A 24,681-nucleotide genomic window follows, 5' to 3' on the forward strand; every position below is an offset into this window, starting at 1 on the left:
GGGTGTGCAGGCTGGTTGGAGCCAGGCGGTTTCTGTGCTCCAGCGGCGCTAAAGTAGGCTGGTTTATGCGCTTGGATCCGGCTTGTTCGCCGGTCTTCCGATGTGCGGGCGCCCCAGTAGCCCAATGGCAGAGGCAGCGGACTTAAAATCTGTGTGTTGTCGGTTCGAGTCCGACCTGGGGTACAAAGTGAGCTATCTTAAACCACGCACTTGAGCATCGTGCAACATGCAGGTCTCGGGTGTGATGAGCGTTACAAGGCTGTAACCGGAAGCTCTTATCTTCGTCACATTATTCCACTAGCTTTTTCTCTTATCAGGAACACCTGATTACGGCATCAAAGGCACCCGCCTTTCGATCGGGGAGAAAAACTACATGACTGCACTTCGCAAGACCGGGCCGCTTGGCCTCGGGGATGGGTACGGCCGCGCAGCAAAGATGGCAGCACTGGGCTTGGGCGTTGCCCTGTTTGCTTCAGCCTGTGGCAGCGGCGGCGACTCCGGAACCGACTCCTCACCGTCCGAGGATTCTTCGTCAGCAGCAGCAAACAGTTCTGTCCTTTCCTGCCCGGAAAGCCAGGGCGGCACCGGAGAGGATCCCGGAGAGAAGGGCGATCCTTCAGCGGTTCCCGCCTCCACGGGAACCACGGATGCCCCGCTCAAGCTCGGGACCCTGCTGCCGACCACAGGCGCCCTCGCCTTCCTCGGCCCGCCGGAAATTGCCGGCGTTGATCTGGCCATTGAAGAAATCAATGCAGCGGGCGGCGTCCTTGGCCAGCCGGTTGAGGTTGTCCACCGCGACTCCGGCGACACCACCACGGACATCGCCACCCAGTCCGTCACCGACCTCCTGAGCCAGGATGTCAGCGCCATCGTCGGTGCCGCTTCTTCCGGTGTTTCCAAGACCGTCATCAACCAGATCACCGGCGCCGGAGTCATCCAGTTCTCGCCGGCCAACACGTCCCCGGACTTCACAGACTGGGACGACAACGGCCTGTACTGGCGCACCGCTCCCTCCGACGTTCTCCAGGGCCGCACCCTGGGCAACTACATCATGGAGTGCGGTGCCCAGACCGTGGGCATGATCGTGCTCAACGATGCTTACGGCACCGGCCTGCAGTCCAACATCAAGGGCTCGGTTGAGGCAGCAGGCGGCCAGGTTGTCGCAGAGTCGATGTTCAACGAAGGCGACTCGCAGTTCAGCAGCCAGGTGGACACTGTAACCAGTGCAAACCCGGACGCAATCGTGGTCATCAGCTTCGACCAGGCCAAGAGCATTGCACCGCTGCTCACCGGCAAGGGCGTTGATCCGTCGCAGATCTTCTTCGTTGACGGCAACACGTCCGACTACAGTGCCGACCTCGAGGCCGGAACGCTTGAAGGCGCACAGGGCACCATCCCGGGCCCGTTCGCTTCCGACAACTTCAAGGACGCGCTGCTGGGCATCGACCCGGCCCTGAAGGACTGGGCCTACGCCGGTGAAAGCTACGACGCAGTGACCATGCTGGCCCTGGCCGCAGAAGCAGCCGGCAGCACGGACGGCGCAGCAATGGCCGCCGAACTGCAGGGTGTCTCCGCTGAAGGCGAGAAGTGCTTCGACTTTGCAGGCTGCGTAACCATCCTGCGCGGCGGCGGCGACATCGACTACGACGGCTACTCAGGACCCGTCAGCTTCGATGAGAACGGCGACCCGACCGAGGCCTACATCGGCATCTACCAGTTCGACGCCGACAACAAGCCGGTCCCCAGCCGCTCCGAGGTGGGCAAGCTCTAAGCAGGCCTGACTCACCGGCATCACTACCGCACCACTCGAAGGGCCCCTGCTTCTGCAGGGGCCCTTTGCTGTCCGCGTGCCGGACGAGTTCGGGAAGGGGCGGGGCCTCCAGCGAACGGGTTGACGCCGACTGCAAGGACGGGTCAGCCCGGCCTCCAAGGATGAGGCAGGCAGGCAGGCAGGGCGGTGCGGAAGCTCACCGGAGGGACGGCCGCTTAACGCCGAGTGCCCGCCCGGAGCCGAAGCTCCAGACGGGCACTGACCTGACAGGGGACTACGCCGTATCGGCGAGGGTACCGAGGTACAGCTGGATGACCTTGGGATCCTTCATCAGCTCACGCCCGGTACCGGTGTACGCGTCCTTGCCCTGGTCGAGCACATAGGCACGGTCGCAGATCTGCAGGCAGCGACGGGCGTTCTGCTCCACCATGATCACGGAGACACCGGCACGGTTGATCTCATGAACCCGCAGGAACGTTTCATCCTGCTTCACGGGGGAGAGGCCTGCCGAAGGCTCATCCAGCAGCAGCACGGCCGGTTCCATCATGAGGGCCCGTCCCATGGCAACCATCTGCCGTTCGCCGCCGGAAAGGGAACCTGCCCGCTGGCTGCGCCGCTTCTTCAGCTCAGGGAACAGATCCGCCACGAAATCAAAACGTTCCTTGAAGTTCTTCGGCTGCTGGTACAGGCCCATCTGCAGGTTCTCTTCGATGGTGAGTGAAGCGAACACGTTGTTGTTCTGCGGAACGAACCCCACGCCGCGGCTGACCAGCTTGTTGGCCTTCAGCCCGGTCAGGTCCTGGCCGCGCACCATGACGGTGCCGGAGTGGACCTTTACCAGGCCGAACATCGCCTTGAGCAGCGTGGACTTGCCGGCACCGTTCGGTCCGATAATTCCGATTAGCTCCCCGCGCCGGGCTTCGATCGAACACCCGTTGAGGATGTTCACCCCGGGAATATAGCCGGCCACCAGGTCGGTGACCTTGACGACCGAGTCGCCCTCGAAATCCTCAGCGCTCATGCCATGTCCTTACGTTCCTGGATGGTCACGGGGGCCAGTCCCTCGCCGCCCTGTATGTCTGAAGCGGGGTCCTTCTCGAGGACCGCTTCCAGCTTTTCGAAGCCCTCAGAGTCACCAAGGTCGACGTCGTGGTGCGCGCCAAGGTAGGCATCTATCACGGCCTGGTCCTTCATGACCTCGGACGGCGGTCCTTCCGCAACAACCTTGCCCTCGGCCATCACGATCACCCAGTCGGCAATGTGCCGGACCATATGCATGTCGTGTTCCACGAAAAGAACGCTCATGCCTTCGGCCTTCAGGTTCTTGATGTGGTCCAGCAGCGACTGTGTCAGCGCCGGGTTCACGCCTGCCATTGGCTCATCCAGCATCACCAGCTTGGGATTGACCATCAGGGCGCGCGCCATTTCCAGGAGCTTGCGCTGGCCGCCGGAAAGGGACGCGGCATAGTCGCTGCGCTTGGTGTCGAGTTTGAACTTCGCCAGCAGGGCGTCGGCCTGCTCGGTGATTTCGTTCTCCCGTTTTTTCCACAGCGGCCGGAACAGTGCCCGCCGCAGGGCCTCTCCCGGCTGCTCGTTAGCACCAAGGCGCATGTTCTCCAGCACCGTCAGCTTGCCCATGACTTTGGTCAGCTGGAAGGTGCGGACCATGCCCAGCCGTGCCACCTTGTAGGCGGAAACGCCCGCAAGGTCACGGTCCTCGAACTTCCATTCCCCGGACTGCGGGGTATCGAACCCAGTGAGCAGGTTGAACAATGTGGTCTTGCCAGCACCGTTCGGACCAATCAGGGCGGTGATCTTGTTCCGTGGAACCTCAACGTGTTCGACGTCGACGGCGTGGATTCCGCCGTACGTGCGGGTCACGTTGGAGGCAACCAGGATCGGATCGCGCTTGCGGCACCCGGGACCAACGTCGCCGGCGGCGATCGGACGGTCATCGTTCATGTACTTGTTACCGGCCCAGCTTGCGTGCTGGTCAGTTTCGGCCGGTGCTGCATCCAACGGGATTGCCTCCGCCGGCGCTGCCCCGGCCGGTGCGGTTTCCACCGCGGGCTCGGCAGCGTGGGCACCGGGCCGGCGTGCCGGCTGCGGGCTTTCTGCTTGATGGCTCATGCGAATGACAGCTCCTTCTTATTGCCCAGCACGCCCTGCGGCCGGAATATCATCAGCAGCATGAGGGCTACACCTACAAGGATGTAACGCAGCTGCCCGGCCTGGGTAGTGTTCAGGAAGGTGATGGCCCCGGACTCGATTGCCCCGTAGAGAAGGCCCTGGGTCAGTGAGAGCACGGCCCAGAAGATCATGGCGCCAATCACCGGACCCAGCACCGTGGACATGCCGCCGAGCAGCAGCGCCGTGTAGAGGAAGAACGTCAGTTCTGTTCCGTAGTTTGCCGGCTGCACCGCTCCGCGGGGGAGCGTGAAGATGATGCCTGCCAGTGAACCGAGCAGGCCGCCGATGATCAGTGCCTGCATCTTGTAGGCGTAGACGTTCTTGCCCAGCGACCGGACGGCGTTCTCATCCTCGCGGATGCCCTTGACCACACGGCCCCAGGGGCTGCGGACCAGCAGCCAGATCACTACGCAGGCCAGTGCGACGACGGTCCAGGCAACAACTCGAATCCAGAGGTCCCGTTCGTTCAGGCTGAACGGGCCCAGATTGTACTGGCCGGGTGCGAAGGGGTTGAGCGAATAGAAGCCGCCTTCGAACGCGGCCAGGCCGTTGGCCGATCCGGTGACTTCCGTCAGGCCGTTGGTGGTCACCACGTAGCGGACGATTTCCGCCGCGGCGATGGTCACGATTGCCAGGTAGTCCGCCCTGAGGCGCAGCGTTGGCAGTCCGAGCAGCACCGCAAACGCGACAGATGCAAGCATCGCGATCAGCAGCGCTACGGGCAGGGGAGCATTGAAGCTCAACGTGGGGATGGCGAAGCCGTAGGCCCCGATTGCCATGAAGCCGGCCTGGCCAAAGTTCAGCAGGCCGGTGTAGCCGAAGTGCACGGCCAGCCCTAGGGCTGCCAGCGCATAAGCCGCAGTGGTGGGTGTGAAGAATTCGTTGACTGCACCCAGCAGGATGTTTCCAAAGTCCATGTCGAGGCCCCTAACCTATGCGCTCTCGGCGGCCGAGGATACCCTGCGGCCGAACCAGGAGGACGAGAATCATGATGAGCAGCGCGCCGACGTACTTCAGGTCCGCCTCGAGCCAGAGGGTGGAGATCTCCACGAAGAGGCCCACGATGATCGAGCCGATCAGGGCGCCGAAAACGGTGCCGAGTCCGCCCAGGGTCACGGACGCAAAGATCAGCAGAAGGATCTGCTGGCCCATGTTGAAGGAGACACCGGGGCGGTAATAGGCCCAGAGGATGCCGCCGAGTGCTGCCAGCGCGCCGCCTGCCATCCAGACAATGCGGATCACGCGGTCGACGTCGATGCCTGAGGCTGCGGCCAGGGGAGGGTTGTCGGCGACGGCGCGGGTGGCCTTGCCGATCCGCGTGCGCAGCAGCAGGGCGGCCACGATGAGGATCACGACCAGCGAGACGGCGAGCGAAACCAGGTTGTTCCGCGAGATGGAGATCGGTCCCAGTTCCAGCATGGGACTCTGCGACGCGGGGAGCTGCTGGGTTGCCCCGCCGAAGAAGAAGAGGATGGTGTAGCGCAGGGCGAGTGCAAGGCCGATACTCACGATCATCATGGGGACCAGGCCGGTTCCCCGCTTGCGCAGCGGCCGCCACAACCCGGCGTCCTGCACATAGCCCAGGCCGGCGCCGCCGACCACCGCCAGTATCAAGGCGAGCCAGAGGGGCAGGCCGAGTGCGGAGAACCCAAAGGCGAGGACTGCGCCGAACGTCACCATCTCGCCGTGTGCGAAGTTCGTCAGTCCGGTCGTGCCGAAGATCAGGGACAGGCCGACGGCGCTAAGCGCCAGCAGCAGTCCGAAGCTGAGCCCGGCGACCGCGCGCTCTATGAGCTTGGTGCCGAAGGTATCGCCCTGAAGGACAATGCCTTCGCCCAGGAGGAAGAGGGTGGTGATGTTCGATGTTCCGGCGAAGGTCACGGTGCGCGGGTTTTGCTGGCCCTCGGCCAGCGCCACGCCTTCGGGAAGGGTGGATTCATCCAGTTCCACCTCGAACGCACCCTGTTCGGGTACCCCGATGGACCAGGATCCGTTCTCTGCGGTTTCCGTTTCGGCCTCATAACCGTTGCCGCTGGCCTTGATGGTGACGCCGGCAACCGGTGCGCCGGCGTTACGCAGGACGCCGCTGATGCGGTCCTGGTACTCCGCGCCGTCGGTCTCTTCATCCCCTTCGGAGTTGCCGGATTCCTGCGGTGTTGCTTCGGTACTGCTCTCCGGCGCCGGGGATTCCGATGCCGGGGGTGGAGCTGTCGTTGCATGCACGGCTGGGGCAGCAAGCAGCAGGCCGGCAAATACGCCGACCACCGCCACTAGCATCCCCATATACCGGGCGAGTGCCGATATTCTTCCCAAAGTGAATTACCTCCGCCGGGGGTATATATGCGCCGTTTGTCGGCGCAATTTATATGTGACCTTGTGATGTGAGTCACGAATGGTGATCATGCTACCCGGCGATTGTTTCGGTGGGGTGACCGATTGTGCGACGTTGTGTCGCGATCAGGTAACGACCGAGCCGGGGTGCTTCATTATGGAAGTCCCGGGAAGGTTTTGGCCCCCCTGCGTACCAAACCGTTACCAAACGCGCCGGCCGCGCCGGAATCATCCTCCCTGCCCGTACGTTCACATTGGTAGGCTGAACTTTAACCAAGCCCCCCAAGATGGAGGACACTTTCATGGCACTAGGCGGCAACCCGGTTTTCAACGGAAAGAATTTCCGTGCCCAAACCCGCGGCGGAGCGCCCACCGTTCCTGCAGGCGGCCCCTTCGCGGGCCAGGACCCAATGAGCCCGCAGGATCTGCAGAACCTTTACTCAGCACCTGCGGCCGGTCCGCGGGAGACAGGGCGGATGACGTACGACGACGTCATCATGAAGACCCTCGGCTGCCTGGCAGTTGTCCTGCTGGGCGCTGCAATCCCCGTCTTCGTCCTGCCCGGTGCGGCCGGCCTGCTGATGATCGTGGGTGCGCTGGGCGGTTTTGCCCTGGGCCTGGTCAACTCCTTCAAGCGTGAACCGGTTCCCGCGCTGATCCTTGGCTATGCGCTTCTTGAAGGCATGTTCCTTGGCGCCCTGACCGCCGTGCTGGACGCAATGTACCCGGGGATCGGCCTGCAGGCCGTCGTCGGAACCCTTGCCGTCTTCGCTGTGACCCTTGTCCTGTTCAAGAGCGGCAAGGTACGGGCAACGCCGAAGGCAATGCGCTTCTTCATGATTGCGATCATCGGCTACGCGGTGTTCTCCCTGGTGAACGTCGGCCTGATGATCTTCGGCGTCGTCGATGATCCGTGGGGCGTCCGCGGCGTGGAGATTGCCGGCATTCCGCTGGGCATCATCATTGGCCTGCTGGCCGTTGGCCTGGCTGCTTTCTCCCTGATCATGGACTTCACGTCCATCGAGCAGGGCGTCAAGGCCGGTGCGCCGCAGCGCTACTCCTGGACCGCCGCCTTTGGCCTGACCGTCACGCTGGTCTGGCTGTACGTGGAAATCATCCGCATCCTGGCGATCCTGCGCGGCGACGACTAACGCACGCACCGGGCCGGGTAACGGCAACACTGGCGGGACCGCAGCGCAGAAGCTGCGGTCCCGCCGCTGTTTAAGCCGGTTTCGCTTCTGCGGGCAGGGGCAGGTCCGTAACATCTGGAGTCACTGATCGAGGGGGAATCGTGACTGAGGTGAATCCGGAGCCGGCCGCCGCCTTCCAGGAGCTTCTGCTGGGCGCGGAGGAACTGCAGGCCTATCTGTCCGAAGCTGCCGTGCTGGCCCTGGCGCTGCTGGGAAACCAGGTGCTGGGATGTTCGCTGCTTATCGACCGTCCCCGCCGAACGCGGGCCGAAGGGCACAGCGGCGACCGCACGGCCAGGATGGCAGAGCCTGCGTTTGCCGAACCCGGACCCGCGGCGGAGGCCATCTCAACGGGTATGCCCGTTGTGGTTACGGATGCCTGGACCGAACGCCGCTGGCGCGGTTTCCCCGGCAGCTGCGCCGAGGACGGCGTTCGGAGCCTGGCCGCGGTTCCACTGGCGCTGGAGGGCAGTGCGCGCGGTGCCCTCTGCGCGTTTTCGCCCCGGCCGCACCTGTTCCAGCCCCGAACACTGCGGATGGTGGAGCGGACGGCTGCCGATGCATCAAGAAGCCTGAGGCTGGCGCTGCGGATCGACGGCCACCTGAACCGGGCACGGAACCTCCAGGCGGCCCTGGAGTCCCGAACCGTAGTGGATATTGCAGTGGGCATCATCATGGCCCAGAACGGCTGCAGCCAGGAATCGGCGGTGGAGATCCTGCGCAGTGTCTCCAACACCCGCAACATCAAGATCCGCAGCGTTGCCGCAGGGGTGGTGGCAGCGGTTAGCGACCGGGTCAGGACACACTTCGAGGAATGAGGTGCGCGCTGGCGGTGCGGGGCGGTGCCGGGTCTAGGCTTAGAGGATGACTTTTGGGACCACGGATGCAGCCCTGCCGGCAACGGGAACTCAATACCGCCTGGAAAGGGGAGACGCCGCCGTCGTCGTCGCCTCCCTGGGCGGAGGGCTGCGCAGCTACACGGTGGCCGGTACGCAGCTGGTGGAAACCTATGCCGACGAGAGCATTCCGCCATCGGCTGCCGGGATCCTCCTGGCGCCCTGGGCCAACCGGATCGCAGGCGCACGCTGGCAGCTGGATGGACAGGAACAGCAGCTGGATGTCACAGAGCCCAAGCTGCAGAACGCAATTCACGGACTCCTCCGCAACACCGGATACAGCCTTGTGGAAAGCACGCCGGAGTCAGTGCTGCTCAGCGCCGAAATCTTCCCCCAGCACGGCTACCCGTTCCACCTGGTCCACGAGGTCCGCTACAGCCTTGACGCCGACGGTGGACTGCGGGTCCGCCAGGGACTGAGGAACCTGGGCACACGGACTGCACCGTTCGCGCTGGGTGCCCACCCGTTCCTTCGCCTGGGCGAGGTGCCCAGCGAGGACCTTGTGCTGCAGGTCGACGCCGGCACGCGGCTGAGCACGGACGCTGCCCTGATCCCCAACGGGCATGTGCCCGCGGAGGGCAGCGACGACCTGCGCTCAGGCAAACGGGTTGGCGAACTCGACCTGGATGCCGCGTTCACGGACCTCACCCCGCGTGACGGACTCTTCCGCCACCGGCTCACCGCACCCGACGGGCGCAGCGTCCAGCTTTGGGCAGAAGCGGAGTTTTGCTATGTCCACGTCTTCGTTACGGACAAGTTCCCGGGCAGGGACTGCGCGGTGGCCCTGGAGCCCATGACGGCTCCGGCCAACTGTTTCAATTCCGGCGAAGGACTGCGCTGGCTGGAACCCGGCGCGGAGTTCAGCGCCGTGTGGGGAATCCTGGCCGCCCTCTGATTTCGGGGCGGCGTAAAGGTCAGGGAATGACCAGCCGAATATGGAAAGATGAGCCCATGAGACCACATGCGCGCAGGGTTGCCGCGCCCAAGGCCGTTCAGGCCGCAGCGGTGCGCTCCAACCGTGCAGGTGACGACGTTCCCTACGCACTGCGGGTGAGCGCATCCTGGGCCTGGCGGCTCGGGGTGGTACTTGTTGTCAGCGCCGGACTGGTCTGGCTGCTGGGACACTTCTCCCTGCTGATCATTCCGCTGATGATCGCTGCCCTCCTGGCCGGGCTGCTTGCCCCGATCAGCTCGTGGCTGCGCCGAAACAAGGTGCCCTCCGGCCTGGCCGTCGCCGTCACCATCGTTTCCTTCCTGGGCCTCATCGTTGCAGCGCTGACCCTGGTGGGCCGGCAACTGGCACTGGGCTTCCGGGACCTGTGGGACGAGGTCCTCAGCGGTTTCGACCAGGTGCAGGGCTGGCTCGCTGACGGGCCCCTGCGGGTCACCTCAACCCAGATCGACAGCCTCCTCAATGAGGCAACGTCTGCGCTGCAAAACAACTCCGCCAGCATCCTCTCCGGTGCCGTGAGCGTCGGCACGGGCGCCGGGCACTTCGCCGCAGGCATCCTGCTGGCGCTGTTCGCCCTGGTCTTTTTCCTGCTGGACGGACGAAAGATCTGGCGCTTCACCGTTGGGCTGATGCCGCGCCGCGCACGTCCGGCTGCCTTCGGCGCAGGTATCCGCGGCTGGGAATCGATGACCAACTACGTCCGGGTCCAGCTGGTGGTGGCGTTCATCGACGCCGTCGGCATTGGCGGCGGTGCCGCACTGATCGGCGTGCCGCTGGCCCTTCCGCTGTCCGTCCTGGTGTTCCTTGGTTCCTTCATCCCGCTCATCGGCGCATTCGTGACCGGCTCGATCGCCGTGCTGCTCGCCCTGGTGGCCAACGGCTGGCCCAACGCAGTCTTTATGCTCATCATCGTGCTGGTGGTCCAGCAGATCGAGTCCCACATCCTTCAGCCGCTGATCATGGGCAAGGCCGTCTCCCTGCACCCCCTGGCCGTGATCCTGGCCGTGACAGGCGGCAGCCTGGTCGCCGGGATCGCCGGTGCACTCTTCGCCGTTCCCCTCCTGGCGATCCTCAATGCCACGGTGCGCTACATTGCCGGCCGGCAATGGGAGAACGACCCCGCCCTCGCCCGGGACGGCGAATTCGGCCCGCCCGGCGCCGCTCCACCTGAACCCGGGGACGAGGATGAGGACCCCGGGAGTCCGGAATCCGGAGCAGGCCAGGACAGAGAACCCACCGCAACCACAGAAGAGAACCCACGTTGACCGATTCGCCCCAGCTGCCAGTAACCCTTGACGACATCCAGGCGGCGGCAAAGCTGCTGGACGGGGTTATTGCCCACACTCCCATTGAGCAGTCACGCGCCCTGGGACGGCTCACCGGATCCGAGGTCTACCTCAAGTGTGAGAACCTCCAGCGCGCAGGCTCCTTCAAGGTCCGCGGTGCCTACGTCCGGATGGCCAAGCTCAGTGAAGAACAGAAGGCCCGCGGCGTGGTGGCGGCTTCGGCCGGCAACCATGCCCAGGGCGTCGCGGTAGCGGCAGCCCGGCTTGGCATCAAGGCCAGGATCTTCATGCCCCTGGGCGTCGCCCTGCCGAAGCTCGCTGCAACGCAGGGCCACGGCGCCGAGGTGGTGCTGCACGGCCACAACGTAGATGAGGCGCTGGCCGAGGCACAGCGCTACGCCGATGAAACCGGTGCCGTGTTCGTGCACCCCTTCGACAACGTGGACATCGTCGCCGGACAGGGAACCCTGGGCCTGGAACTGCTGGAGCAGATCCCGCACCTGGACACCGTGCTGATGGGCGTCGGCGGCGGCGGGCTGCTGGCCGGCGTCGCCGTCGCAATCAAGGAACGGGCCAAGGAACTGGGCCGAGAAGTGCGGATCATCGGTGTCCAGGCCGAGAACGCCGCAGCCTACCCTCCCTCCCTGGCAGCAGATGCCCTGGTGCCGCTGAGCAAGGTCTCCACCATCGCTGACGGCATCGCCGTGGGCAGGCCTGGCCAGCTGCCTTTCTCGATCATCAAGGAACTCGTCGACGACGTCGTCACGGTTAGCGAAGACTCACTGGCCCGCGCCCTCATCTTCCTGCTGGAACGCGCCAAGCTGGTGGTTGAACCCGCAGGCGCGGTGGGCGTCGCAGCGCTGCTCGACGGGAAAATCCAGAATCCCGGCACCACGGCAGTGATCCTCTCGGGCGGAAACATCGATCCGATGCTTATGCTGAAAGTGATCCAGCGCGGCCTCGCCGCCGCCGGCCGCTACCTGGTTGTGCGGATGCTGCTGGATGACCGTCCGGGCTCGCTGGCCACGATTTCGCGGATCATCGCCGAATCCGACGCCAACGTCACCGGAGTGGACCACACCAGGGTTGGAGGATCGATCAGCATGGGCGACGTGGCAATCACCATCAACATGGAAACCAAGGGTCACGAGCACTGTGAGAAGGTGCTGCAGAACCTGCGGGCCGAAGGCTTCCAACCCGTAGTCCTCCACGGCTAAGCCATGAAGCAGCGGGCGAAAAGCGCACTGGCAGTTGCTGCCTGCTTCACGGCGGGCCTGTGGATCATCTATTTCCTGACCCTGCCTTTCCAGACCACGCTGCTTCCTGGCCTGGGAATTCTTCCGCGGCAGCTGCAAGGACTGGACGGCATCCTGTTCTCGCCGCTGCTGCATGCCGGCACCGGCCACCTGATCAGCAACTCGCTGCCGCTGCTGGCGTTCGCGTTCCTCGTCCTGCTGGAAGGGCTGCGCCGCTTCGGGGCCGTGCTGGCCATCTGCTGGCTCGCCTCCGGCATAGGGGTGTGGCTTTTCGGCGGGGGACTGACCATCGGCGTTTCCGGCGTCGTGTTCGGCTTGTTCGCCTACCTGATGGTCCGCGGGTTCTACAACCGGGACCTGCTGCAGATCCTGCTGGGCGGGGTGCTTTTCCTGATCTACGGCTCACTGCTGTGGGGCGTGCTGCCGACGGCAGCCGGGGTGTCCTGGCAATCCCACCTTTTCGGCGCAGCCGGGGGAGTGGCCGCCGCGATCCTGCTGCGGCGCCGGAGGACCGGCGTGGAAAAGGGCCCGGAAAACAGGAACGGGCCCGCCGGCTGGCGGACCCGTTCGTAAGAAGCCGTTCGGCTTATCCGGTGTACGGAGTAGCCGAGACGATCTCCACGGAGATGCTCTTGCCGTTCGGCGCCGTGTAGGACGTCGATTCGCCGGCACGCAGGCCGTTGATGGCCGCACCAAGGGGTGACTTCTCGCTGTAAACGTCAATGTCGCTGTCGCCGGCGATCTCGCGGGAGCCCAGCAGGAACCGTTCCGGGTCTCCGGCAATCTTGGCTTCAACCAGCATGCCGGGTTCCACCACGCCGTCATCCGCCGGAGCTTCGCCGACATGCGCGTTTTCAAGGAGCTGCGTCAGCTGGCGGATACGGGCTTCAGCCTTGCCCTGCTCCTCCTTGGCGGCGTGGTAGCCGCCGTTCTCCTTCAAGTCGCCTTCGGACCGTGCCTGTTCGATTCGTGCAACGATTTCGCTCCGGCCCGGGCCGGAAAGGTGGTCCAGCTCCGCCTTCAGGCGGTCGTAAGACTCTTGCGTGAGCCAGGCGACAGATGCGCTGTTGGTAGACACGGGTCTCTCCTTATATGACATCCGAACTCATAAAACAGGTTCGGCTTGGCTGAAATTGCTGGAAGGCTGGATGGCCTAACAAGCAAAGACCCCGCCGGACGGTGACCGGTTTGCTCGGATTTTTCCGGCGATCACCTGGGCGGGGCATAACGTAGCCTCCATACTAGTCAGCAGGAGGCATAAACCCAAGACACACGGGGCGGGTTTCTCCGGCGGGCGTTTTTGGCGGCAGAAAGCGGCTAGGAATCCTGCTCCACGATCCAGCACGCGTTGACGCCGCCTGTGACTCCCAGGGAATCGGTCCTCAGCGAGGTGCTCAGGGATACGGTTGCGTCCTGGGACGGGGGGATCCGGACGGTTTTCCATCCGACCACCGCGTAACTCTCGCTCAGGACCTGCACGGCACAGTCAACAGTGGCGTCGGCGGGCTTGGTGACATTGAAGTCAACGACGGCGGACGCGGCATCCGGGATGGTGAATCCGACGTCCTTGGACGTCAGCGTCCCTGCCCCGGAAGGAATGGCCATGAAGATCACGGCGCCAACTGCCGCGGCTCCGGCCAGTGAGCCCAGGACAATCTTGGTCCGGGCGCTGAGTCCCGGCTTGGGTGCGCCATACCGATTGGCTAATCTTGTCTCGGACGACAGACCGTCCCCGGGGCGCTCGGCAACCGGTACGCCGGCAGTGTTGTCCCCGGTGCTGTCCCCTGTGTTGTCCTCAATGCTCACTGTTTCATTTTATCGAACATTCTCGTCGGCGCGTTCCGCCGGCTGTCAGGAGTAACCGCGTTGTCCAGCGAAACCCATTCAGTGCCCGGAGAACTGCGCCTGCTGGCGGTTCATGCCCACCCCGACGACGAGGCCAGCAAGGGTGCAGCCACCATGGCGTCCTACGCCGCCCAGGGGGTGCGCGTGATGGTTGCCACCTGCACGGGCGGAGAGCGCGGAGACGTGCTCAACCCTGCCGCCGCCGACATCCCGGCTGCGAAGCGCGACCTCGCCGGTCTGCGCCGCAGCGAAATGGCGGCATCCCAGGCGGCCCTGGGCATTGAGCACCGCTGGCTGGGCTTCATGGACTCCGGCCTTCCCGAAGGGGACCCGCTGCCGGAGCTGCCCGCCGGATGCTTCGCCCTGCGTCCGCTTGAAACAGCGGCAGCTCCGCTGGTGAAGCTGGTCCGTGAGTTCCGTCCGCATGTGATCATCAGCTACGACGAAAACGGCGGCTACCCCCACCCCGACCACATCATGGCGCACAAGGTTGCCGTGGAGGCTTTCCATGCCGCCGGTGACGCCGGGAAGTACCCGGGTACCGGTGCTCCCTGGGAACCGCTGAAGCTCTACTATGACCGCGGGTTCAACCCGGAGCGCTTCCGCGCGCTTCACGAAGCGCTGACCAAGGCCGGACTCGACTCTCCGTACGCAGAACGGCTGGCTGCCTGGCTGGAAACGGACACCGAAGGAAACCAGCCTCCGGCTCCGCTGCATCCCACCACTACGCAGATCGACTGCGGAGAGTACTTCCCCGTGCGTGATGCGGCGCTGAAGGCCCACCGCACCCAGGTGGACCCCGACGGTTTCTTCTTCGCCGTGAGCACCGACATGCAGCGGCAGGTTTGGCCGTGGGAAGACTATTCGCTGATCGAATCCCGGGTCCCGTCACAGGTGCCTGAAACCGACCTCTTCGCTGGCATACGATAGAGGGTAGATCCGGCGCCTCAGTGCGCCGCCTTCTGCCAAGAGAGAGAAACTCCGTGAACCTGCTGTACAGCCTCACCCTCACTGTCACCTCACCGATCGAGGGCGACCTGAAGCCCGGCCTCGAGGAAGGGGACATCACCCCCGGCCTGCTGGGCTTCCTGGCAACGCTGTTCCTGGCCCTGTGCGTAGTGTTCCTGATTCGGGACATGGTCAAGCGGATCCGGCGCGTCCGGTACCGCTCCCAGGTCGCGGGCGAAGGAGATGAAACGGCTGCCGGCGGTTCAGCCGCTGATGAAGCCGCAGAGGACGCGGCAGCCGAGGCCGCCGAGGCGTCTTCGACTCCCGGGCCCGACGCCGGGCCGGCACCCGTTGCGGCCGACGGCGCTGATCCCCGGCGCCCGGATTCCACCCCGGCAGGATAGTCCCCGTGGCGGAGCGGCTAAAGAACCAGGCCTCCGCCTACCTGCGCCAGCATGCCGGAAACCCGGTGGACTGGTGGCCGTTCGGCGACAGCGCTTTTGAGGAAGCCCGCCGGCGGGATGTACCCGTATTCATCTCGATCGGGTACGCGGCATGCCACTGGTGCCATGTCATGGCGCACGAATCCTTCGAGGACCCGGAGATTGCCCGGGTCCTGAACCGGGACTTCGTCAGCATCAAGGTGGACCGGGAGGAACGTCCCGACGTCGACTCCGCCTACATGGCGGCGACCCAGGCCCTGACGGGCCAGGGCGGCTGGCCGATGAGCGTTTTCACCCTCCCTGACGGCAGGACCTACTATGCCGGGACGTACTTTCCGCCCCGCCAGCTGCAGGGCACCCCGTCCTTCAGCCAGGTGCTGGAGGCAGTATCCGGCGCCTGGCGCGACCGCCGCAGCGAGGTGGAGCGCAGCGCAGAGCAGATAGCCGCCCACCTTGCGTCCAACCAGGCCGCGAACCGGAACCTCCTGGGGGACCTTTCTGCGACAGTGCGGCCGCCGGACGCGGATACTGGTTCCGCACGGGCACTGGAAGCCGCCGTAGAGGCCCTGGCAGCAGCGGAGGACACCGAGTACGGCGGATTCGGCGGTGCACCGAAATTTCCGCCCTCACCCCTGCTGCGTTTTTTGCTGGCCCATGCCCACAGCGGATCTCCGACGGCGGGCACCGCGGCAGCACTTGCCGAACGCACCCTCACGGCCATGGCGCTGGGCGGCATCTACGACCAGGTCGGCGGAGGATTTGCCCGGTACGCAGTCGACCGCCGCTGGCAGGTGCCGCACTTTGAGAAGATGCTCTACGACAACGCGCAGCTCCTGCGGATCTACGCGCACTTCTCCCGCCTGGCGGAAGACGCTGATGTGAAGGCGCTGGCGCTGCGGGTGACCCGCGGGACGGCACGCTGGATGGCCGCGGAGCTGGCCGTGCCCGGAGGTGCCTTCGCTTCTTCCCTGGACGCCGACACCCTGGTGGACGGGCACCGTGTGGAGGGAGCAACCTATGTCTTTACCAGGGCCCAGCTGGAGGCAGTCCTGGGTGCCGGGTCCGCAGCACTGGACCTGCTAGACCTGGACGCCGACGACGGCGCATCGCACCGCCTGCCGGGCAGCACGCTAAGGTTCAGGGCCGTACCCGATGAAGCCCAGTCCCGGATCTGGGACGACGCGCGGACGGCTCTGGCGGCCGCACGCTCTGAACGTCCGCAGCCGGAACGGGACGGGAAAGTCGTGGCGGGCTGGAACGGCCTGGCGGTCGCCGGCCTTGCCGACGCAGCCCTGGCATTGGCCGACGCCGGGATGGCAGAAGACTGGATGCTGCCGGCCGCCGAGGCCGCTGCAGGCTATCTCCTTGAAGTGCACTGGGACGGCAGGACGCTGCGCCGGGTTTCAAGCGACGGGCAGGCGCAGGGCATAGAAGGTCTGCTGGAGGACTACGCCGGCGTCGCCGAAGGCCTGTTCGCGCTGTACGCAGCGACGGGGAACCCGCGCTGGCACCATGCGGCGCAGGAGCTGGCGGCGGCCGCCGTCGAACGTTTCCTGGGACCGGACGGGCTCTCCGATACTGCGCGCGAACCGGAGCAGATCCGGCAGGCGCAGGGTGGACATTCCGCAGCGAACCCGCTCGATGACGCTGTTCCCAGCGGAACCGCCTTGCTGGCCGGAGTGCTGCTGACGTCAGCCTCCTACGGCGGACCTGGGCGTCACCGTGCCCTTGCCGAAGGACTCGTGGACCACGTGCGGCGGGCCGGGCCGGCGATTCCGCAGGCCGTGGGATGGTCCATGGCCGTGCGGCAGTTCCTCCTGGACGGACCGCGGGAGCTGGCCGTCACCGGAACGGACCGCACAGCCGTGGCGCGGCTGCTTTCCGCAGGGCGCAGTGCCGGCGGACCGGGACTGGTGATCGCCCACGGGGAAGCCGGCGGTGTCGGGCTGCTGGAAGGACGGGAAACCGAGGCGCCTGCCTTGGCTTACGTGTGCCGCGGCATGGTGTGCCGCCGTCCGGTGGACTCGGCTCCGGAGCTGGAAGCCGAGCTGGCCGGCGGGAACTAGCCCCGGACTGAGAGCACGGCCATCACAATGGCAATGTAATGGCAGGTGAAGCCCGCCAGAGTGAAGGCGTGGAAGATCTCGTGGAAGCCGAACCATTCGACTGAAGGATTGGGGCGTTTCATCGCGTAGATGACAGCGCCGGCAATGTAGGCCGCTCCGCCGGCAATCACCAGGATGGCCGCGGGCGTGTTCACGGCCCAGAAATCCGGAATGTAGAAAAGGGCTGCGCAGCCCAGGGCAATGTAGACCGGGGTGTAGAGCCAGCGCGGAGCGTGCAGCCACAGCAGCCGGAACGCGATTCCCGCCAGCGCGCCGCTCCAGATGATGACCAGCAGCACCACGGCCGTTTCCCGCGGCAGCAGCGACCACGCCAGGGGAGTGTAGGAACCGGCGATCACCAGCATGATGTTGGTGTGGTCCAGCCGTTTCAGGATTGTCTTGACCTTCGGGCTCCAGTTGCCGCGGTGATAAACCGCCGAAACGCCGAACAGCAGGATGCCGGTGAGGGCATACACGGCAGAGGCGATACGGGTGCCGGGAGTCGGGGCAAGGACAACCAGCACTATCCCGGCAGCCAGGGCCAGGGGAGCTGCGCCGGCGTGCAGCCAGCCCCGCAGGTGGGGTTTGACGTCGAGCGCATCGGCTACGGATTCAACAGCTGATTCCAGCGGTCCCGGTGCCTGGCGGGACTCCGGATCCTGCTGGACAGGTACTCGTTCCGGGAATGAACTCATGCTGCCAATCCTAACTTACGACCCGGTAGGTTACCTTCCGGTAGCCGCGGCTCGGCTCCGGCCTGCACGGGAGGGGAGCCCGTGCGCGGTAGCCTTGAGAAGAGAAACTACCGCGTTCCGCGGAACCCCTTCAGACCGATAGGCAGGTGAGTCACCCGTGCGCTTTCCCGGTGTGGTTTACGCCTACTACGAACGCCGCCTGCGCCGCAGCCTGGTCAAGGACCGCATCCCTGAACACATAGGCGTGATGGTGGACGGCAACCGCCGCTGGGCCAAGCTCGCCGGGGCTCCGACATCGGACGGGCACCAGGCCGGGGCGGACAAGATCCTGGAGTTCCTGGGCTGGTGCGAGGAACTCGGCGTGCGGGTTGTGACCTTGTACATGCTCTCCACTGACAACCTTAACCGTGACCCGGATGAGCTTGAACCGCTGCTGGGGATCATTGCCAACACCCTGGACCGGCTGGGGGAGAAGGGCGACCTGCGGGTCCAGCCGGTGGGCGCCCTGGACATCCTTCCCCACGAGCTCACGTGCCAGCTCGAGCGCCTGGGGGAGGCGACGGCGTCTGCCACGGGGCTGCACGTAAACGTGGCGATCGGTTACGGCGGCCGGCGGGAAATCGTCGACGCGGTCAAGGAACTGCTCCGTGACGCGCAGGCCCAGGGCAAGCCGATCGAGGAGATCACCGCCGAACTGAGCGACGCGCAGATCTCCGAGTACCTGTATACGCGCGGCCAGCCGGATCCTGAACTGGTGATCCGCACTTCCGGCGAGCAGCGGCTCTCCGGCTTCCTGATGTGGCAGAGCGCCTACAGCGAGTTCTACTTCTGCGAGGCACTCTGGCCGGACTTCCGCCGGGTCGACTTCCTTCGCGCCCTGCGGGACTACGCCAGCCGGCAGCGGCGTTTCGGGTCCTAACCGGTACCACCTGCGATGCTCAGGCACACCCGCTCGGAAATTGCGCTGGCCTCCGGCCTGGCCTGGACGGCCGGCTACGTTGACGCCGTCGGCTTCCTGCATCTGGGTGGTTACTTCGTCTCCTTTATGACCGGCAATTCCACGCGCGCCGGTGCTTCGGTGGCCGATATGTCGCTCAGCGGGTTCCTGCAGGCCTTTGGCCTCATTGCCGCATTCTTCTTCGGCGTAGTAGCCGCATCCGCCCTGCGCCGGGTCCTGGACAGGCACCGCCGTCCGGCAATCTGCGTCCTGTCCGCTGCGGTTCTCGGAGCTGCCTGGGCAAGCACGGCAGTGCCCGGGGCCGAATGGGTGCTGGCGCCGGCACTGGCGGCGGCCATGGGCCTGCTCAATGCTGTCTTCGAGCGGGGCGGGGAAGTGTCGATCGGCATTACCTACATGACAGGCACCCTGGTCAAGCTGGGGCAGAAAGTAACCGCTGCCCTCTTCGGGGAGCGCGGCAACGGCTGGCACCGGTACCTGCTGCTCTGGTGCTCGCTGACACTGGGATCGCTCTGCGGGGGCGCCGGATACCTGCTGCTGGGGCTTGCCGCCCTTGGCCCGGCGATCGTCGCCCTAACCGCGGCAGCAGCGGCCTCCTGGGGCCATCCGGGACACCTGCACGGCTAACCCCGCGGGCGGAAGCGGCAGCCCGGTAAACATGATGTGAACAAATCGAACTCCGTCGTGTCCCTGTGTCCGCAGGCACGCGCGCGGGCGTAGCTTGTACGTATCGATCAGCCCCATGCTGATGGAACCGGAGGCCGGATGCTCACACACTGTGTGTTCGCACAGGAGGCCGCAGCCCGGCGTCCCGTGCCGGCCTGCGGAGAAGACACTTCTAGCTATTCGGGGCCTGCGGTCCCTGACTGGAGTTCTAAGTGGCCGTAACCAGAGCATCCCTGCACGAATCCGCCGGTGCTTCCGGCTCTGGCCAGGGATTCGTGCTTGACACGTCTGTCCTGCTGTCCGATCCGAAGGCAATCCTGCGCTTTGCCGAACACGAGGTCATCCTGCCGCTGGTGGTCATCAGCGAACTGGAGAGCAAACGCAATGATCCGGAGCTGGGCTATTTCGCCCGGACGGCCCTGCGCCTGCTTGATGACCTGCGCGTGGAACACGGCGGCCTGGACCGGCCGGTGCCGATCGGTGACGCGGGGGGCACCCTGCGGGTGGAGTTGAACCATGTTTCCCTTGAAGTCCTGCCCCTGGGAATCCGGGGATCAGATAACGACAACCGGATTCTTGCCGTTGCCCGGAACCTCGCCGATGAGGGCCGCACCATCACCGTGGTTTCCAAGGACCTGCCGCTGCGCGTCAAAGCAGCCGCCGTGGGCCTTACCGCCGACGAGTACCGCAACGAACTGGTGCGGGATACCGGCTGGACCGGTATGGCGGAAATCGAAACCGGTGACGCGGAAGTCAGTGCGCTCTATGAACACCAGCCGGTGTTCATCCCTGACGCCGCAGACCTGCCGGTCAACACCGGGCTGGTGCTGCTCTCCGGCCGGTCTTCAGCGCTCGGCCGGCTGGGAGCGGACAAACAGGTGAGGCTGGTCCGCGGGGACAGGGACGTGTTCGGCCTCCACGGACGCTCAGCTGAACAGCGGCTGGCCATCGACATGCTCCTGGACCCGGAAGTGGGCATAGTCTCGCTGGGCGGAAGGGCCGGAACCGGAAAATCCGCGCTGGCACTGTGTGCCGGACTGGAAGCTGTCCTGGAGCGGCGGGAGCACCGCAAAGTGGTGGTCTTCCGCCCGCTGTATGCCGTCGGCGGACAGGAGCTCGGCTACCTGCCCGGAAGCGAGGCGGACAAGATGGGGCCCTGGGGCCAGGCGGTCTTTGACACCCTGGAGGCCCTGGTCTCCAAGGAAGTGGTCGAGGAAGTCCTGGACCGCGGCATGCTCGAGGTGCTTCCCCTGACCCACATCCGCGGACGGTCGCTGCATGACAGCTTCGTCATTGTCGATGAAGCCCAGTCCCTGGAGAAGAACGTCCTGCTGACTGTGCTCTCACGCATCGGCCAGAACTCGAAGGTGGTCCTGACGCATGACGTCGCCCAGCGGGACAACCTGCGGGTGGGCCGCCATGACGGAATTGCGGCCGTGGTGGAGACGCTCAAGGGCCATCCGCTGTTTGGACACATGACCCTCACCCGCTCGGAGCGTTCACCGATAGCCGCCCTGGTGACGGACCTGCTGGAAGAGGGAGCGATCGGCTAGGTATTCCACAGCCGCCCCGCCCTGCGGTACGCCGGCAGCCGCCGTCGCGTACCGTAGGGCGCATGTGGGGGATCCTGGGGGAGTACTGGAGCGGGGCGCGGCTGTCCTGGGTGCTGCTGGCGGCGGCGCTCGGTTATCTGGCGGTGCTGGCGTGGAAGCTGTCGGTCACGGATATCCGGACACGGCGCCTGCCGGACCGGCTGACAGTGCCGGCTTATCCGGTCTCCGCAGTACTCCTGGGTGCAGCCGCACTGATCGCCGGTGAGCCTGGACGCTTCGCGGGCATGGCACTGGGCGGGGTGCTGCTGTTCGGCGGCTACCTGCTGCTGCGGATGGCCTCGCCGTCCGGGCTGGGGCTGGGGGACGTAAAGCTGGCGGGTGTGCTTGGGCTGTACCTGGGGTTTGCCGGCTGGAGCTGCCTGCTCGCGGGAGCCGCGGCGGGATTTGTGCTGGGCGGCCTATGGGGCCTGGGACTGCTGGTGTCCCGCCGCGGAACGGGCAAAACCCGGATCGCGTTCGGCCCGTTTATGCTCGCCGGCGCTTTGCTGGCGCTCGCAGTGCCTGGCCTACAGTAGAACCATGCCCACACCGGACTTTATCCTTTCCCTGCGCGAGAAAGTGGGCCACGACCTCCTGTGGCTTCCAGGGGTCGCCGCCGTCGTCTTCAATCCGGCAGGAGAGGTGCTTCTCTGCCGCCGGGCAGACAACGGCCGCTGGACGCTCATCACCGGCATCCTGGAGCCCGGCGAAGAGCCCGGCCCGGGGCTGCTGCGCGAAGTGGAGGAAGAGACCGGTGTTCAGGCGCGGCTTGAACACCTTATCCACGTGGGCACCACGGATCCGATCATGTTCCCCAACCGGGACCGCTGCCAGTTCCTGAACCTGGTGTTCCGGTGCGCCTGGGTTGCAGGCACCGCCCGGGTGAACGACGACGAGTCCACCGAGGTGGGCTGGTTCGCCCTCGATGAGCTGCCGGACCTCAACCCCCGGCACCGGATGCTCACCGAACTGGCCCGGAACTCCACCGGGGTGCCGGTCTTCGAGGTCTAGGAAACCCGTCTTCCACCGCCCGCAGTACAAGAATCCGCGGGACAACAGGAAAAGGCCCCGGGAGGATTCCCGGGGCCTTTCCTGTGAAGCTGGGGACTAACGCTGGTTAGGTGTTTGCTCCGAAGGACTGTCAGCCTGTCCGGTGTCCGGTCCCGGGGAAGCAGCAGCTGCCGGGGATGCACTCGTGCCTGCCTCCGAACCCGCTCCCGACGCTGCGGCAAGCCGCTCAGCCTCGAGCCGGTCAGCTTCCGCTCCGCCCACGGCTTCACCGCGTGCCACCATGCCGGCCACGTCGGAGAGCGGAATCTCCTTGAGGAAGAAGGCCAGGATCAGTGCCAGCGCCAGGAACGGCACCAGGTACCAGAAGACCGGCGCCAGGGACTCCGCGTAGGCATTGACGATCCCGTCCCGGATCGGCTCGGGCAGGGCGGCCATGGCGGCCGGCTGCAGCGTGGCCGTCGCCTCGCCGGCGGCAGCGGCGTCGAACCCGGCACCTTCGAAGACACCCATGAGGTTCTCGGAAAGGCGGGTGGTAAACATGGCACCGAAGATGGCCACACCCAGGGAAGCTCCAACCTCGCGGAAGTAGTTGTTCGAGGACGTTGCCGTGCCGATCTGGTCCACCGGCACGGAGTTCTGCACTACCAGGACAACCACCTGCATGATCAGGCCCAGACCGGCTCCGAACACGAACAGCTGGGAGCAGATGACCCAGACCGGAGTCTCCGCGGTGAGCATGGTCATCCACAGGAGGGCAGCGAGGACCAGGATGCCGCCGGAGATCGGGTACTTCTTGTACCTGCCGGTCTTGGTGATGGCCAGTCCGGACCAGATCGAGGTACCCATCATGCCCACCATCATGGGCAGCATCAGCAGCCCGGATTCGGCCGCGGAGGTGCCGGTGGACATCTGCAGGAAGGTGGGCAGGAAGGCCAGGGCAGCGAACATGCCCATGCCGAGGGTGAAGCCGATTGCGGTGCTGTTCACGAAGATGGGGTTCTTGAACAGGCTCAGCGGAATGATCGGGTCTTCGGCCCGGCGCTCGGCCAGCACGAAGGCGAAGGCAGCTGCCAGCAGTCCGGCCCCGAACGCCAGCGTCAGCGGGTCGGTCCAGCCGCGGTCGGCGTCCCCGCCAAAGTCGGTGAAGAAGATCAGGCAGGTGGTGGCGATGGAGAGCAGGACGACGCCGGGAAGGTCGATGCGCTTTTCTGCCTTCTTGGTGGGCAGGGTCAGGGTGAAGAACGCGATCAGGAAGGCTGCGATGCCGATGGGAATGTTGATGTAGAACGCCCACTGCCAGGTCATGTGATCCACGAAGAAGCCGCCCAGCAGGGGACCGGCGACAGCGGAGAGGCCGAAGATGCCGCCCAGCGGGCCCATGTACTTGCCGCGTTCATTCGCCGGAACTATGTCCGCGATGATCGCCTGGGAGAGGATCATCAGACCGCCGCCGCCCAGGCCCTGAATGGCGCGGAAGAGCACGAACATCCAGAAGTCGGTGGCAAAGGCACAGCCGACCGAAGCCATGGTGAACAGGGCAATGGCAAAGAGGAACAGGTTCCGCCGGCCCAGGACGTCGCCGAACTTGCCGTAGATCGGCATCACGATGGTCGTTGCCAGCAGATAGGCGGTGGTGATCCAGGTCTGGTGTTCCACGCCGCCGAGTTCGCCGACGATAGTCGGCATGGCCGTCGAGACGATGGTCTGGTCAAGGCTGGAGAGGAGCATGCCCGCGATGAGGGCGGAGAAAATGATCCAGATGCGTTTCTGGGTCAGCAGCAGCGGTCCGGAGGAGCGCGCGGCGGTGGTGGTCATGACTGGTCCTTGCTGGAAGTGACGGGAGAGAAGGAAGAAAACGCGGCGCGGGCTGACTCGACGGCGGAGGTGAGCACCGCACGGTAGCTGAGGCTGTTGCCCGGATCGAAAAACTCGGGGCCGGCATGCTGGAGCAACGCCGAAAAGACGGTGGCGACGGCGGTGATTTGCGGGTCCGCGGGGTCAAGGTGCTCGCGCCGGGCAATGAGGCGGCACAGGCGTTCGTCCGCTTCCCGGGTCCCCTGCATCAGTTTCAGGACCAGCCGTGGTTCGGTGGTCAGGGCCTCTTTGAGCTGGGCAAGCTCGGCCCGGGAAACTGCCATCGACTCCATATGGGCCACTGCGAGGTCCACGAGATCCTGGAGCAGGCTCGGTGAGAGGCCGGGACCGGCGGACCCCGCGGCGATGAACGGTTCGGTGAGTTCCGCCGGCAGAGCGGCGGGGGCACCGAGCACGGCGTCTTCTTTGGCCGGGAAATAGTTGAAGAAGGTGCGCCTGGAAATGCCTACCTGTTCACAGAGCTCTTCCACCGTGAATCCGGCCAGGCCGTGTTCGGCGGTAAGGGCCCGTGCTGCGCTTGTGATGGCACTGTGGGTGGCCGCCCGTTTGCGCTCCCGGAGCCCTCCGTCAGAAACTGCACTATTTTTCACAAAGTAAACTTTTGCACGCTCTGGGGCAGAGTGCAAACACGCCGTCCAGGCGGGAAAAAGGGGCAGCGAAAAGGGCCGCCG

Annotated in this window: 24 protein-coding genes and 1 tRNA gene; 16 read left to right on the plus strand and 9 right to left on the minus strand. The window is 65.3% G+C overall.

Features of this window, described 5'->3' with window-relative positions; translation table 11 throughout:
* The first annotated feature begins 110 nt into the window (after positions 1-110).
* Together ABFX29_RS13840 and ABFX29_RS13845 are read left to right on the plus strand one after the other, a co-directional pair.
* Positions 111-183, plus strand: a tRNA-Leu gene (locus tag ABFX29_RS13840).
* A gap of 190 nt (positions 184-373) precedes the next feature.
* Positions 374-1,771, plus strand: a complete 1,398-nt coding sequence (locus tag ABFX29_RS13845; protein ID WP_152228736.1) for an ABC transporter substrate-binding protein — start codon at positions 374-376, stop codon at positions 1,769-1,771.
* A 274-nt stretch (positions 1,772-2,045) separates the two neighbouring features.
* Here the strand turns inward: ABFX29_RS13845 and ABFX29_RS13850 are convergent, their stop codons facing one another.
* From ABFX29_RS13850 to ABFX29_RS13865, 4 genes are all read right to left on the minus strand, one after another.
* Positions 2,046-2,792 (minus strand): ABC transporter ATP-binding protein, encoded by a 747-nt coding sequence (locus tag ABFX29_RS13850; protein WP_152228735.1) that lies wholly within the window; start codon positions 2,790-2,792, stop codon positions 2,046-2,048.
* Complete coding sequence (locus ABFX29_RS13855; protein WP_152228812.1) at positions 2,789-3,733, minus strand: ABC transporter ATP-binding protein; 945 nt, start codon at positions 3,731-3,733, stop codon at positions 2,789-2,791. The genes ABFX29_RS13850 and ABFX29_RS13855 overlap by 4 nt, the downstream gene beginning before the upstream one ends.
* A gap of 164 nt (positions 3,734-3,897) precedes the next feature.
* On the minus strand, positions 3,898-4,878 hold the full coding sequence (locus tag ABFX29_RS13860) for a branched-chain amino acid ABC transporter permease (protein ID WP_152228734.1): 981 nt from the start codon (positions 4,876-4,878) through the stop codon (positions 3,898-3,900).
* 10 nt (positions 4,879-4,888) lie between these two features.
* On the minus strand, positions 4,889-6,244 hold the full coding sequence (locus tag ABFX29_RS13865) for a branched-chain amino acid ABC transporter permease (RefSeq protein ID WP_152228811.1): 1,356 nt from the start codon (positions 6,242-6,244) through the stop codon (positions 4,889-4,891).
* A gap of 350 nt (positions 6,245-6,594) precedes the next feature.
* Here ABFX29_RS13865 and ABFX29_RS13870 point away from each other — a divergent pair, with 350 nt between their 5' ends.
* The 6 genes from ABFX29_RS13870 to ABFX29_RS13895 all read left to right on the plus strand — a co-directional run bounded on the left by ABFX29_RS13870 (position 6,595) and on the right by ABFX29_RS13895 (position 12,445).
* Positions 6,595-7,443: a Bax inhibitor-1/YccA family protein gene (locus ABFX29_RS13870; RefSeq protein ID WP_152228733.1), complete on the plus strand. Its 849-nt coding sequence runs from the start codon at positions 6,595-6,597 to the stop codon at positions 7,441-7,443.
* A gap of 140 nt (positions 7,444-7,583) precedes the next feature.
* Positions 7,584-8,300, plus strand: coding sequence for a GAF and ANTAR domain-containing protein (locus tag ABFX29_RS13875; RefSeq protein ID WP_152228732.1), 717 nt, complete (start codon positions 7,584-7,586; stop codon positions 8,298-8,300).
* 46 nt (positions 8,301-8,346) lie between these two features.
* Positions 8,347-9,273, plus strand: coding sequence for an aldose 1-epimerase family protein (locus ABFX29_RS13880; RefSeq protein ID WP_152228731.1), 927 nt, complete (start codon positions 8,347-8,349; stop codon positions 9,271-9,273).
* A gap of 56 nt (positions 9,274-9,329) precedes the next feature.
* Positions 9,330-10,595: an AI-2E family transporter gene (locus ABFX29_RS13885; protein ID WP_152228730.1), complete on the plus strand. Its 1,266-nt coding sequence runs from the start codon at positions 9,330-9,332 to the stop codon at positions 10,593-10,595.
* A complete protein-coding gene (gene ilvA, locus ABFX29_RS13890) occupies positions 10,592-11,833 on the plus strand; it encodes a threonine ammonia-lyase (RefSeq protein ID WP_152228729.1) in 1,242 nt (413 codons plus the stop codon). Before ABFX29_RS13885 ends, ilvA begins: the two co-directional genes overlap by 4 nt.
* Positions 11,834-11,836: 3 nt before the next feature.
* Positions 11,837-12,445: a rhomboid family intramembrane serine protease gene (locus ABFX29_RS13895; protein WP_152228728.1), complete on the plus strand. Its 609-nt coding sequence runs from the start codon at positions 11,837-11,839 to the stop codon at positions 12,443-12,445.
* 13 nt (positions 12,446-12,458) lie between these two features.
* On the opposite strand, the gene greA is transcribed toward ABFX29_RS13895, so the two are convergent.
* Positions 12,459-12,950, minus strand: a complete 492-nt coding sequence (greA, locus tag ABFX29_RS13900; RefSeq protein ID WP_275124662.1) for a transcription elongation factor GreA — start codon at positions 12,948-12,950, stop codon at positions 12,459-12,461.
* 239 nt (positions 12,951-13,189) lie between these two features.
* Positions 13,190-13,678, minus strand: a complete 489-nt coding sequence (locus tag ABFX29_RS13905) for a DUF4307 domain-containing protein (protein WP_246167591.1) — start codon at positions 13,676-13,678, stop codon at positions 13,190-13,192.
* Between the two features lie 60 nt (positions 13,679-13,738).
* On the opposite strand from ABFX29_RS13905, the gene mca reads away from it, so the two are divergent.
* Genes mca through ABFX29_RS13920 form a run of 3 tightly spaced genes read left to right on the plus strand, consistent with a single transcriptional unit; the run spans position 13,739 to position 17,174 of the window.
* Entirely contained in the window at positions 13,739-14,647 is a 909-nt protein-coding gene (mca, locus tag ABFX29_RS13910) for a mycothiol conjugate amidase Mca (RefSeq protein ID WP_152228726.1), read from the plus strand.
* Between the two features lie 53 nt (positions 14,648-14,700).
* Positions 14,701-15,069, plus strand: a complete 369-nt coding sequence (locus tag ABFX29_RS13915) for a hypothetical protein (RefSeq protein WP_152228725.1) — start codon at positions 14,701-14,703, stop codon at positions 15,067-15,069.
* A gap of 5 nt (positions 15,070-15,074) precedes the next feature.
* On the plus strand, positions 15,075-17,174 hold the full coding sequence (locus ABFX29_RS13920; RefSeq protein WP_152228724.1) for a thioredoxin domain-containing protein: 2,100 nt from the start codon (positions 15,075-15,077) through the stop codon (positions 17,172-17,174).
* On the opposite strand, the gene trhA is transcribed toward ABFX29_RS13920, so the two are convergent.
* Entirely contained in the window at positions 17,171-17,908 is a 738-nt protein-coding gene (gene trhA / locus ABFX29_RS13925) for a PAQR family membrane homeostasis protein TrhA (protein ID WP_152228723.1), read from the minus strand. The genes ABFX29_RS13920 and trhA overlap by 4 nt on opposite strands.
* Positions 17,909-18,065: 157 nt before the next feature.
* Here trhA and ABFX29_RS13930 point away from each other — a divergent pair, with 157 nt between their 5' ends.
* From ABFX29_RS13930 to ABFX29_RS13950, 5 genes are all read left to right on the plus strand, one after another.
* Positions 18,066-18,827 (plus strand): isoprenyl transferase, encoded by a 762-nt coding sequence (locus ABFX29_RS13930; protein WP_152228722.1) that lies wholly within the window; start codon positions 18,066-18,068, stop codon positions 18,825-18,827.
* A 15-nt stretch (positions 18,828-18,842) separates the two neighbouring features.
* Complete coding sequence (locus ABFX29_RS13935; RefSeq protein WP_152228721.1) at positions 18,843-19,493, plus strand: YoaK family protein; 651 nt, start codon at positions 18,843-18,845, stop codon at positions 19,491-19,493.
* A 251-nt stretch (positions 19,494-19,744) separates the two neighbouring features.
* Positions 19,745-21,085 carry an RNA 5'-3' helicase PhoH2 gene (gene phoH2 / locus ABFX29_RS13940; protein ID WP_152228720.1) on the plus strand — a complete coding sequence of 447 codons (1,341 nt, stop codon included), beginning with the start codon at positions 19,745-19,747 and terminating at the stop codon, positions 21,083-21,085.
* 62 nt (positions 21,086-21,147) lie between these two features.
* Positions 21,148-21,660 carry a prepilin peptidase gene (locus ABFX29_RS13945; RefSeq protein ID WP_152228719.1) on the plus strand — a complete coding sequence of 171 codons (513 nt, stop codon included), beginning with the start codon at positions 21,148-21,150 and terminating at the stop codon, positions 21,658-21,660.
* Between the two features lie 4 nt (positions 21,661-21,664).
* Positions 21,665-22,135: an NUDIX hydrolase gene (locus ABFX29_RS13950; protein ID WP_152228718.1), complete on the plus strand. Its 471-nt coding sequence runs from the start codon at positions 21,665-21,667 to the stop codon at positions 22,133-22,135.
* A 96-nt stretch (positions 22,136-22,231) separates the two neighbouring features.
* Here ABFX29_RS13950 and ABFX29_RS13955 read toward each other — a convergent pair whose 3' ends face one another.
* Positions 22,232-23,950, minus strand: a complete 1,719-nt coding sequence (locus ABFX29_RS13955; protein ID WP_152228717.1) for an MDR family MFS transporter — start codon at positions 23,948-23,950, stop codon at positions 22,232-22,234.
* Positions 23,947-24,600, minus strand: a complete 654-nt coding sequence (locus tag ABFX29_RS13960; protein ID WP_170287782.1) for a TetR/AcrR family transcriptional regulator — start codon at positions 24,598-24,600, stop codon at positions 23,947-23,949. Before ABFX29_RS13960 ends, ABFX29_RS13955 begins: the two co-directional genes overlap by 4 nt.
* Positions 24,601-24,681 lie beyond the last annotated feature (81 nt).

This window comes from Arthrobacter gandavensis (assembly GCF_039528575.1).
Lineage (GTDB): Bacteria > Actinomycetota > Actinomycetes > Actinomycetales > Micrococcaceae > Arthrobacter_B > Arthrobacter_B citreus_B.